This window comes from Streptomyces sp. NPDC002835, from assembly GCF_053591995.1.
The window spans coordinates 110070-121650 of record NZ_JBSFUW010000002.1; the positions used below are offsets into that span (position 1 = coordinate 110070).

Genomic DNA, 11581 nt, shown 5'->3' on the forward strand with positions numbered 1-11581 from the left:
GTCTCCTCCTTACTCCGGGTACGCGGTGTGGACGTAGTAGCCGAACCGGTGACCCGGCGCACGCTTCAGGATGATCACGTATCGGTTGCCGGCCTGGGTGATCGTCCTGCCGTCCGGGTGGGCGACGAAGCCGAGGGAATTCCTGGCTCCGAAAGCGCCCCTCAACGTCTTCTGCTGTTCGCCACCCCGGAGCCACCTGGTGATCTCAGTGGCCTTGTTCGCCAAGGCGTAGTCGACGACCTGCTGAGCTGTCTGGAGGTCTACGAACACGCTGTTCTTCGAGTTCTTGTTCACCGCCAGCCTGAGTGCCTCCGCCTGCGTCGGGTTCACGTGCTCGTCGAGGACGTGAGCCTGACCGGGGAACCTCTGTGCGTCGGCGACCAGGTCACTGCAATTGTGGACCAGCAGCGGGGAGCGGCCCGCCAGGACGTAGAACGTGTGCAGGTCGTCGACGGTCAGGTCGTAGACCCGCTGACCTGTCAGACCCCGCCGGTCCTTAAGAGTGGTCACCGTCCGTACGGTCCCGTCCTGCGTCCGGAGCCCGTCGCCCACACGCAGGTCGGAAACCACGGTCCAGCCGCGGTCCACTACGTAGAACCGGTGCCCCGCCGTGCTGGAGACGGTGCCGCCGCCGGAGACGCCGATGTCCACGAGCCGGTCGGTGTCGTGCCAGAACGTGCTGATCACCGGCTCCGGCCGCAGCCGGCCGGTGGCGGGGTCGGTGGCCAGCACCTGGTCGGTGCGGCGTATCTCGCTGATGGCCTTACGGGTACCGTCCGCCATCAGCACCTGGGTGTCGCCGGGGAAACTGTTCACCGTGCATGCGGTGCGGAGATCCTCGTACGCGTTGACCGTCCGTTGGATGTCGGCGAGGGTCTCCGGATTCACGTCCAGGGCCTTCAGGGTCTTGAACGCGTCAGCGACGCCGACCCCTGTGTGCATGGCGGCGTCCAGGGCGCGGATGCCCTCGGCGACCTTGGCGAAGGCCTTGCCGGGGATGAAGTTGGACGCCGCCCAGGCGCAGCCGCTGGCGCTGCCGTGCCAGCAGTCGACGAAGTCCTGGACCAGGACCGCCTTCAGAAGCTGGTAGACGACCGTCTGCTGGATCAGGTCGAGCTTGCTGAAGTACCGGGTGGCCTCCTTCTTCAGACCCGGGAAGGTCTTGCTCTCGAGAAGCAGCGTGTCCTGCGCAGGGCAGCCGGACGCGGAGGCCGGCACCTCGGGGTTGGTGCAGAGGTAGAAGTCGACGGTCGCCGTGAACGTCACGTCGAAGGTGACGGTGCAGCCTTCGAAGCCGATCTCGATGACGCAGTCGTTGAGCTGCTTGGCGTCGGTGACCTTGACGCTGTCCTCGTCGACGACGTACCAGGTGCCGCCGATACCGGTGCCCGCCCCGGCCGAGATCTGCTGGTTGGCCTGCTTCCGCTCGGCGGACTCGGCGGCCTGCTGGGCGGACTCGGCGTACTTCTGGGCGTCCTTCGCGGCCTTTTCGGCCGCGGTGGCTGCCGCGTCGGCGCGGGTGGCTGCCGCGCGGGCGTCCTTGGCTGCCTGTTCGGCCGCGGCCGCGGCGGTGCGGGCCGCTTCGGCGTCCAGCGCGGCCGCGTCGGCGGATGCGCGGGCGTCGGCGGCGTGACCCTCGGCGCGGCCGGCCGCCTGGTCGGCGGCAGCGGCGTCCGCGGTGGCCTTGCGGCCGTACTCGATCGTGCGGGCCAGCGACGCCGATGCCTTCGAGGCTGCCAGGGCGGCGCCGGCGGCGTAGCCGAGAGCCTCCTTGGAGTAGGTGCGGGCGTTCGCCGCGTGCGCGGCGGCGTTGGCCGCGTGCTGGTAGGCGATCTTCATGTCGCCCTTCGCCTGCTGGGCGAGGTCCTTGGCTGCGGCTGCTTCCGCCTGCGCGTTCTTGGCGTGGGCGTCGGCGACGGCCTTCTGCTGCTCGGCGATCGACTTCGATGCCTGCCCGGTCAGCACGACCAGGCTCGCGGCCGAGTCCGTGGTGACGTAGGGGGAGCCGAGCTGGATGGCGTCGTTGGCGGGCTTGGCGACCTGTGCGGCCGCGTTCCCGGCGTCGACGGCGGCCTGGGCGGTGATGTGGGCGAAACCCGCGGCCTTCGCTGCCGCGGCCAGGGCCTTGCCGACCTCTTTGCTTGCCGCGTCCGCGTGGGACTTGGCGGCCTTCGCCTCCTTCTCGGCCTCGTCGGCCAGCTTGACCGCCGCCGCCGCCTCCGCCGAGGCGTGCTCGGAGGCATCGATGGCATCCGCGGCGGCGCTCGTCGCGGTCCGCACCGCGGCGTCCGCCTTCAGCTTCGCCGCCTGCGCCGCGTCCGCGTCGGAACGCGCCCGCTTGGCCGCCGCCTCCGCGCGGGTCGCCGCAGCGTCCGCGTCGGCCGCCGCCTGGGTCGCGGCGTTCGCGGCCGTACGGGCCCGCCCGGCGGCCGCCTCGGCGTCATCCGCGTGCGCTGCTGCGGCGTCTGCAGCCGCCCGTGACTCCTTCGCGTTCGCGTCGGATTCGTGAGCCTGCGCGAACGCTTCCTTGGCCGCGGCCTTCGCGCGCGCGGCGTTCGCCTTCTGCTCGGCGTCCCAGGCGTCGTCCCGCAGGTCGCGCGCCTTGTCGCGGGCCTTCTCGGCGGCGTTCTTCTTCGCGACCGCGGTGCCTTCGGCGGACTCCGCCTTCTCCTTGGCCGACTGCGCCTTGGACGCCTCGGCCTCAGCGGTCTTGCGGTGCTGGGCCGCCTCGGCCTGCTTGGCTGCGGCGGTGGCCTTCTCCGCCTTGGCCGTCTTCTCCTCGGCCTCGGCCGCGAGCCGCTTGGCGTGCGCGTCGGCAGCGGCGGCCTTCGCGTCGGCTTCGGCCTTCAGCGTGACCGCGAGCTTCGCCTCGGCGATCTCCTTGTCCTTCTTGGCGCTGTCCCGGTGCAGCCTGGCCGCGTCCGCCGCGGCCTTTGCCTGCAACTCGGCCTTGTGCGCGGCCTCCTTGCGGAACTCGGCGTTGACCTGGGCGGCCTGAGCGAGCGCGCGCTGGGCGATGGTCTTGCTGTCACCGGCGGCGGCACGGGTGGCGGCCTCGGCGGTCTCGCCGGCCTTCACCATCGCCGTCAGCGCGGCCACCGAGCCCTTGGTGACCTGCGCCTTCTGCTGGCCGACGAGAAGACCACGACCCCGCGGCGCACCAGCGGCATCCGCGACACCGTACGCGGCCTGCTCGGCGGCGTCCGACGTGGTGGCCGACTTCTTGGCGCTCTCCAACTGGGTCCTGAGCGCGGCCAGGTGCTTCTTCGCCGCCGCCTGGGCGGCGGCGATGCTCTTCTTCGCCCGGTCGAACTGCGCCTTCTCCGGGTACGAAAGGCTGTCGGTGCCCTTGTGGCCGGAGGGCTTGATCAGGAACTTCTGCGCACTCGCGTCCTTGCAGTCCCACAGCCGCGCGTCCGTGCTCTTGGTGAACGCGCGCAGATCCAGGCACTTGCCGGTGGACACGCTCTTCAGCGGCGAGGTCGCACGGACGTCGCCCTTCCACGACTGGCCCTTGGACTTGTAGCAGTCCGAGATCTGGATCTTCGTGCCGTTCGCCGACGCGTTCCCCGCCACGTCCAGGCACTTCTGCGAGCCGACGTTGCGCAGGTGGAGGTCGTCCTCACTGCCCTCGAGCGTCCACTGCTGCGCCGCGCCGCCGTTGCAGGTGTAGATCTGGACCGGTGTGCCGTTGGTCTTGCCACCGCCTGCCACATCGAGGCAGCTGCCCTTCGCGCCGGGCACCTCGATCGTCACCTGGCTGTCGCCGATCCAGCCCACACCGCCGGCGGCCCAGTAGTCCTGCCAGCGGGTGTGGTAGTCCGCGAGCCACGACTGGCCGACGATCTGCCCCAGGGTGAACGTGCCGTCCCGCAACGCCTTCGTGGCAGTCGCGCCGGCCGCAAGGATCTGCTGCCGCTGCGTGGCCTGTGCGGCGATCTCCCGCTGCCACTCGGCGGATGCCTGCGCCACCTCCTTGCCGAGCACCCGGTTCGGGTCGATCGGGTCGTGCCACGCGCACGACGCGAAGCGGGCCTTCAGGTCCTCGACCGCGATGCGGAACTCCGGGGTGCCCGTGGCCGGTGCCGTGCGGGGGAAGCCGCCGGAGGCGAGGAAGATGCGGGCGTCATCGGCGAACACCCTGGGAACGAAGAACTGGTTGGGCTCGACCTTCCCGGAGTTCTTCTTCCACAGCTTCCACGCCTCCTGCTCCTTCGGCGTCCCTCCGGTGGCGTACTGCGGGTCGCCGATCGCGAGCGCGGCGGCCTTCGTCTTGTCGTCAGCGGCCGGCGACGGGTCCCAGAACGGGTTGAGAACCCCCAACTCCGGACTGGAGTACGACTGCCACAGCCACGGCAGCAGCCCGGTCCGGTCGTAGATCTCGTTCGCGTCGCGCGGTTCGCCCGGGTAGGACTCCAGGCCGCTCGTGGCACTCGACCATGCGTACCCCTGCTTCTGGACCTTGTCGACCCACTGGTCCTTGCTGGCGCTGTCAGCTCTGTAGGCCTGGTGCAGCGGGGTCTTGTCGCTGAAGATGTCCCGTTCGAGCTTCTCGTGAAGCTGATCGGGCGGCAGCGCGATCACCTCCTGTGCGAGGGCGTACATGCTGGGTCCGCCCGTGCGCAGGGCTTCGCCGGCCAGGCACTGGTCCTCACGCAGCCGTTCGGCCGCCTTGGCGTCATAGCCGTCGTACGAGTCGGCCACCAGGTCCACGGGCAGTTCGGCGCTTCGGGCCGGCGGGCCGGGCTGGACGGCCAGGCCACCGAGGACCGCCAAGGCGGTGACGGATGTGACGGCAGAGGTGAGGGCCGCGGATATTCGGGATCTGGGGTTGAACAACCCTGGTCCAAGTCGCAAAGGATCATCCTTCGTAGCGAGCGAGGGCAGGCGGGGGTGACCGCCCAAGGAGGCGGTGGTGTCGAGCTGTTGAGCCGGGTCAGCCCGCTGTCCCGGCGCGGGGACGGCGGGTGCAGTCAGCGGCGACCAAGGCGGCGTTCACAGTGAGCCGGTATCGCGGCATGACGAAACATCCCTCCCCCACGGCGGCACTGTTCCCCCGGCCGCCTACTGATGTGTGCGTGTCTGGTGGAGTGGTCAAGATCCACCGCGTGCGGGAGCACCATAGACATGGACCAACTGGTCAGTACAAGAGGATATTTCGGCGAAGAGGTCCAATGGCGCGAACATGAGGGCGGTAAGAATGTCGACATCGCGATCCCTCGCCCTGTGTTCATGGTTGGGACAGCCTGTGCGCCAGCTGTGAAGGCGGGTGGGAGGTGCGGTGTCTGTTGGCCGGAAATCGACGGGATGGCCCTCGCTCTCCCCCCGGCTGACCCTCAGCTACCGCACCACCCGGGAATCCTCCGCGACGGCGGCTCGCCGCCCGCCGTGGTGTGCGCGGTCGGGGGGCTGCCGATGTACCCCGCCTCCCACCGCCGGCCCGCCCCGCCTCACGCCCCGTCGCGCTCCACCCGTACCCCCTCCGGCACGCCCCGCACCGGCCCCACGTGCCGGCCCAGCCGAAGCGTGGTCAGCCGGGGGAAGGCGCTGAGCGGGCCGAGGTCCTGGCGGGCGTCGTGGACCAGCAGATACAGGTGCGTCAGGCGGTCCGCGACCAGGCCCTCGACGAGCTCGCCGGGGGTCAGCGGTTCGGCGACCTGGATGCGCTCGCGGCCGCCGAGGCGGCGCAGTTCGGCCATCTCCTCCGGGCCGGTCACCGTGAAGTACAGCTCCTCCGGGTCCAGATGGGCGATCACCTCCTCCGCGTACCGCTCCGTGTCGAACCGCCGCCACGCGCCCGCGAGTTCGGCCCGTACGGCGAGCGAGCGCCGGTCCCGCAGCCGGACCAGGTAGTCGATCGCCGCGTCGTCCCGTACGCCGGCCGCGGTCGCGGCGAGCAGCAGGGCCCGGTCGTCGGAGACCTTTTCCGGGTCCGGCATCAGCTCCAGGGCTATCGGCCCGATCCAGCCCAGTCCGCGCGCACTGTCGAGACTGTCCGGCTGGGCGATGAAACGGGTCCGCTGGCGCACCATCTCCCGCGTCTCCGGGCTCATCTCCGTGGCGTGCTCCAGGCACGCGGAGGCCAGCAGTTTGCAGTACTTGGCCTCCGCCGCCGTCAGCCCCGGCCGGGCGGAGACCAGCTCCTCCATCATCTGCGCGCACTCGTCGGGCCGGGCGAGGGAGACGGCCATGCGGATCACCTCGTCCCAGTCGGAACGGTGCGCGTTGTTGACCAGGAAGCGAATGTCGTGCCGTTCCACGGCCTCCTTGGCGCTCAGATAGTCCTGGAAGGTCCGGTGCACGAAGTCGACCACGCCGGGCGTCGGCATCCGCAGCAGCCCGGTGCGGTGCAGGAGATGGTCGAACAGCTCACCGGACGTGCCCTGCCGCCCGGCGCTGGGGATGGCCGGCAGATAGAGGTCGAGAATGCTGACCGCCGTGGTCCGGTCCACCTCGGTCAGGTCGTTCAGCAGCATCCAGTGCGCCAGCTTCTGCAGCAGCCGTTCCTTGGCCTCGCGGTCGATGACGATGCCGTCCGCGTCGACCTCGCGTTCCGGATCGCGGCGCTCCAGCAGCATCGCCAGCGCCGCCTTGTACAGGGCCTTGCGCCCGCGAGGCAGGATGCCGCTGCGGTCCCGGTTCAGCGCGCAGATCAGGCTGCACATCAGCGGATTGGTGGCCAGCCCGCGCAGTTCCCTGATGAGCCGCACCGAGTGCAGCAGCCGCTGCTCGTAGCGGGGGAGACGGGAGTGGTCCGTACCCGGGTCGGAGGCGGCGGCCGCGTGCCAGGAGCGGATGAACCGCGACACCTGGTCGCGGGTCATCGGCGCGAGCGTCAGCTCCGTGAATCCCTGGGCCGCGAGCCACCGTTCGCGTACGGCCGTCGGCCGGGACGTCACCACCCAGCGGTTGCCGGGGAACGTGCGCTGCAGCGCGTCGATCTGCCCGCGCACCAGCTCGCGCCGCTCGGCGGGCGCCTCGTCGATGCCGTCGATCAGCATCAGCGCCCGCCCGGAGGAGAGCACCCGTACCGCCCAGCCGCTCGGCTCAGACCCGGCCATCGGGTGGTGCGCCGCGGACAGGAACTCGGCCGGAGCGGGCACGTCCTGGTCGGAGAAACGGCGCACCGGCAGGACGAACGGCACCAGCCCGCGCAGCGCAGCCAGCTCGTCCGGCAGCCGGTCGGCGGCGGTCGACACCGCCAGCCACTGCATCAGCGTCGTCTTCCCGGACCCCGCCGTCCCGCGCACCAGCACCTGCGGCTGCCCCGCGAGCGCGTGATCCACCGGCACCGGTACGGGCGGGCGCGGCCCGGAACCGTCGAGCGGCCCCGCCGGCTGGTCCTCGTCGGCGATCTCCGCGCCGAGCCCGATGTACGTCGCGTCCAGCGGCCAGCGCCCCGGGGAGTTGATGAAGTCGACGCCGACGATGGTCACCTGGCTGTAGAGCTGGACCAGGCTCGCCAGATAACCGGACTCGAACCGCGCGTCGACACCGTCGGGCGACGGATGCCGCTCCAGCAGCCGTACGACCTCCTCGATCCGCCGGCTCTGCTCGACCGCCGTCCGCGCCACGAACGTGGACCGCTGCGTGAAGAAGTGCAGGACGTGCACGCTCGCCGTGTCCACCAGCCGGTCGTGGAACCACGACGCGTCCGCCGACAACTCCCGGCAGGCGTCCGGCACATGGCGGCGCAGCCGCCGCGCGAACTCCTCCGGTCCGAGACCGACCGCCTGGACGTCGTCCATGTCCAGCTCGCCCAGCCCGTAGAGGGTCCGTACGACCGCGTCCACGACGGCGTAGTGCTCGTCCTCCGGGTAGCGCTCACGCGGACCGGCCTCCCGCCGTGCGCGGCGCACCAGTTCATCGGTGAGCCTGCGGAGGTCGTCGTGGGAGAGCGCCCGTTTCTCCCCGCCGAAGGACACCAGCCCGGACAGCCGCACGCCCCGCTCGACGAGCCCCGCGCCTGCCCCTTCCCGTACGAACAGCCGCTTGACGAGGGGGGTGACCACGCTCGCCCCGATGCGTAACCCGATGCCGGCAGGATCCATCGTCCCGACCGTAGGGGAGGGCAGAGCGCCGCTCAAGGGGTGCGCCCCGGGGGCCGGTTCGGCGCGTGCGCCCGGCGGCCGCGGTTCGGGCGGTGCGCCCGGGGGCGGTTCGTACCGGCCATGCGCCAGGGGAGCGGTTCCTACCTGCCGTGCGCCCCGTCGCGCCGGGCCATCGGACCACGGCACGTACCCACGGCATAGTCCCAGGTCCTGCCCGGTAACGGCGCCCGTCGACCAGTGCGCCCGCTCTGCGCCCTTCTGCCGGGCGCGTCGGCGGGTGAGCCTGGGACACACGGGGGCCGGTGCCGCCTTACGGCGGCACCGGACAATACCGCGAAGGAGGCAGGGGCATGCTCGAGGAACTGACGGTCACCGCATGGCAGTACTTCGGGCACGACCGGCTGTACGTGAACCTGCCCGACGGCACGCCCATCGGCTGGGCCGACCGCAGGACCGGCGGCATCACCGTCGTCCACGCCCGCTACCGCGACGACGTGACCGACATGCTGGCCCGCCGCGCGCCCGAACTGCTGGCCGGTGCCCTGCCCGAGGTGCGGGTCCACCCGGGGGCGTTCGACGACGAGCCGGACGACATCGGGGGTGCCGCCGCCGCGAGCCGCCCGGTCGCGGGACCGCCGCCCGCCGACCGGGCCCGCAGCACCCCGGACCCGGCCGGGACCGAGCCGCCCGTACGCCCCGGCAGGCGGGACCGGCTGCCCCTGCTGACCCCGGAGAACGACCTCGCCTCCCGCCGCCCCGGCGCGACGCTGCGCGAGAACTCCCCGCCGGCCGGCGCCGGCACGGCCCCCGACTCGGGCCGCCTCGAACGCCTCAGCTCCCGCATCCTGCGCCGCCGCCCCATGCCCGAGTCACGCCGCAAGGAACTCCTCGGCGAACGCAGATCCGGCGCCGAACTCGGCCGCCTCACCCGCCACGGCTGGCGCGTCCTGCACTCCATCCCGCTCGGCGACGGCACGGACATCGACCACCTGCTGATCGGCCCGGGCGGCGTCTTCACCGTCCGTACCGAGTACCACCCGCAGCAGTCCGTACGGGCCGACGACGACACCGTCCGCATCGACGACGGCGACCCGCTCCCGTACATCGCCGAGTGCCGGGCGGAGGCCGCCCTCGTCCGCAAGACCCTGGAGAGCCACTGCGACTTCGCGGTCCGCGTCCAGCCGGTGCTCGTCTTCGTGGACGCGGCGTCCCTCGATGTGGCAGCCACCCAGACCGACGTACGCGTCTACCGCGAACGCCAGGTCTCGGCCCTGGCCCCGCTGTCCGGCGAACTCACCGCCCGCGAGGCGGACCGGCTCTACGACGTGGCGCGCCGGGCGGAGGTGTGGATCGGGGCGTGACCGCGCCCCGCTTCCCACCGGACCGGCAGCATCCGGCAGTCGGCGATCACATCTACCCCGAGGCCGCCGAATTTGGCACTGTGTCCTCGACCGTTCGTGCGAGGCGCAGGGGGATCGGCATGTGGGATCAACTACCGGCACTGGCCGGTGTCGTCGTGGGAGCCGCCGGCTCGTACGTGGCCACCAGCCTCACGGAACGAAGCCGTTGGCGACGGGCCAAGGCCGAACGCTGGGATCAGAAGAGGCTGGACGTCTACGCCTCCTACGCCAACGCGCTGAAGCACCAGCTGAACATCGCCCAGCGGATGGGGGCGGCGAGAGGGTTCCAGCACGCGGTGGACCCGCTGGACCCGGACGAGGGCCTCGCACAGCTCGTCGAGGCCGAGGCGCGCCGAGCGGCGGAGTGGGAGTCCGTGCTGCTCATCGGCGACGCCGAGACCATAGCGGCGGCCCGTCAGTGGCACGAGGCCGTATGGAACGTCGAGTTGTACGCGCGCGGCCAGAAGCACGACCCGGCCGGATGGGAGAAGGCGGTCGGGCGCATGAGCCTGGCCCGCGACGCCTTCTACGCCCTCGCGCGGCGCGACCTCGGCATCACCGGACCGCCGCCGCCGTCCGGCAGCTGGCCGAGAGAGTGGCAGTACGAGGACGATGCGGACGGTGGGGAGGGTGCGGCCGTGGTGGCGTCGGCCGACGGGGTGCGCCGCTGACCGGAACCCGCGGCGGGGCACGTCACCGGACCGCGCCGGCATCACGCCCGTACGGTCCAGGGCCCGCAGCGGCGACCGTCGTGCGCCGCTGCGGGTCGGGGCCGGCCCAGACGTCGCGGCAGTCGTTCGTGCACCGCCACTACGGGTGCGGCGGGGAGCCGCCGGACCCGTGATCTCTGCGCGGCCCCCGCCCCGCGCAGAGGGCCGGACCGGGTCAGACCGCCGGGAGGGCGTACAGCCGCTTGGCGTGCATCGTGATGAGCCGCTTGCCCGCACCGACCACGTACCACTTCTGGATGGCCTTGGTGCCGTCGTTGTACGTCCAGCGCAGCTCGCCCGTCTTCGCGTCGAAGGCGTGGACGCCGCCGTCGTCGTCCAGATTGCTCGCCCCGTACACGGTGTTGCCGACCTTCGTGAACTGCCAGGCGTGGGCCGCCTTCTCCAGTAGCTTGTCGTTGCGCCAGATCTGCTTGCCGGAGGCGGGGTCGACCGCCCACATGTTGCGCAGCCGGTCGGAGACGTACAGCACGCCGTCCAGCACCTGCGGGTCGTTGAAGAAGGTGAAGTCCCCGGTGTTCAGCGTCCAGCGCTCCGCGCCGTCGGCCAGCTCCAGGGCCCGCAACTGCTTCCCGTCGGTCACGATCACCAGACCCTCGTGCACGGCGAAACGCTGGTTGTTGAACTCGTCGATCTTCTTCGTCCACACCTGCTTGCCGGTCGCCGTGTCCCGGACGGTCACGTTCTTGCGGAAGTCCGTGTAGACGAGGCGGTCGCCGGCGACCTGGGCGGTGATGCCGTTGTCGTCCGTGCCCGTGTCGCGCTGCTCGCTCCAGACGACCTTGCCGGAGGTCGTGTCGATCGCGGCGATCACGTTGTTCGGCGTCGTGAAGTCCTTCGCGAGGATGCCGGCGAAGACGTAGACGTGCCGGTCGTCGGCGGCGACGGGGCGCGGCTGGCTGTACTCCTTGCCGAGCCGGCTCCGCCAGGTCTCCTTACCGGTGGCCGGATCGATCCCCACCACGTTGCCGTCGTACTGCGCGCTGGCGAGGTACAGCGTCCCGCCACCGAGGGTCAGCCTCGCGCCGGGCGTGGTGATCCCCTCACGCGACCACTTCTCCTCGCCGGTGACGACGTCCCACGCGACGAGCGGGTCCCCCGACACCAGGGCGAGGTTCCCGACGACCGCGAGGGCGCTGATGCCGGCCAGGTCGTCGTTCACGGTGTCCGCCTGCCACAGCGGCTCGGGCGCCTCACCGGGCGGCGGGGTGGCGAAGTCATCACCCTTGTCCCCGCGCTTGTCCCCGCCCGTGGTCGGGCTGCCCCCGACCGACTCGTCCTCGGGTGCGCACCCCCAAGCCCCCGCCCCGAGCAGCGCCAGTCCAAGCCCGGTCCCGGCCAGCCGCAGCGCTTGCCTGCGCGACACCACGTTCCCGTCGCGTCGTCCCATGTCCGCCCCCGT

At 71.5% G+C, this 11581-nt stretch carries 5 protein-coding genes; 2 read left to right on the forward strand and 3 right to left on the reverse strand.

Annotated elements, in window-relative coordinates:
- Positions 1–9: 9 nt before the first annotated feature.
- Both ACWD01_RS03275 and ACWD01_RS03280 read right to left on the reverse strand, forming a co-directional pair.
- Complete coding sequence (locus ACWD01_RS03275; RefSeq protein WP_451157560.1) at positions 10–4776, reverse strand: ricin-type beta-trefoil lectin domain protein; 4767 nt, start codon at positions 4774–4776, stop codon at positions 10–12.
- Positions 4777–5450: 674 nt separating this feature from the next.
- Positions 5451–8051 carry an NACHT domain-containing protein gene (locus tag ACWD01_RS03280; RefSeq protein WP_451157562.1) on the reverse strand — a complete coding sequence of 867 codons (2601 nt, stop codon included), beginning with the start codon at positions 8049–8051 and terminating at the stop codon, positions 5451–5453.
- 350 nt (positions 8052–8401) lie between these two features.
- On the opposite strand from ACWD01_RS03280, the gene ACWD01_RS03285 reads away from it, so the two are divergent.
- Complete coding sequence (locus ACWD01_RS03285) at positions 8402–9412, forward strand: NERD domain-containing protein (RefSeq protein WP_451157564.1); 1011 nt, start codon at positions 8402–8404, stop codon at positions 9410–9412.
- 119 nt (positions 9413–9531) lie between these two features.
- Entirely contained in the window at positions 9532–10122 is a 591-nt protein-coding gene (locus ACWD01_RS03290; protein ID WP_451157566.1) for a hypothetical protein, read from the forward strand.
- 214 nt (positions 10123–10336) lie between these two features.
- Here the strand turns inward: ACWD01_RS03290 and ACWD01_RS03295 are convergent, their stop codons facing one another.
- The gene (locus ACWD01_RS03295) at positions 10337–11569 is read right to left on the reverse strand and encodes an outer membrane protein assembly factor BamB family protein (RefSeq protein ID WP_451157568.1); all 1233 of its coding nucleotides are present in this window, start codon (positions 11567–11569) and stop codon (positions 10337–10339) included.
- Between the last annotated feature and the right edge of the window lie 12 nt (positions 11570–11581).

Excerpts from the sequence above, each read along its gene's own strand:
- ACWD01_RS03280 (WP_451157562.1), bottom strand. The coding sequence starts at position 8,051 with ATGGATCCTGCCGGCATCGGGTTACGCATCGGGGCGAGCGTGGTCACC.
- ACWD01_RS03285 (WP_451157564.1), top strand. The coding sequence starts at position 8,402 with ATGCTCGAGGAACTGACGGTCACCGCATGGCAGTACTTCGGGCACGAC.
- ACWD01_RS03290 (WP_451157566.1), top strand. The coding sequence starts at position 9,532 with ATGTGGGATCAACTACCGGCACTGGCCGGTGTCGTCGTGGGAGCCGCC.
- ACWD01_RS03295 (WP_451157568.1), bottom strand. The coding sequence starts at position 11,569 with ATGGGACGACGCGACGGGAACGTGGTGTCGCGCAGGCAAGCGCTGCGG.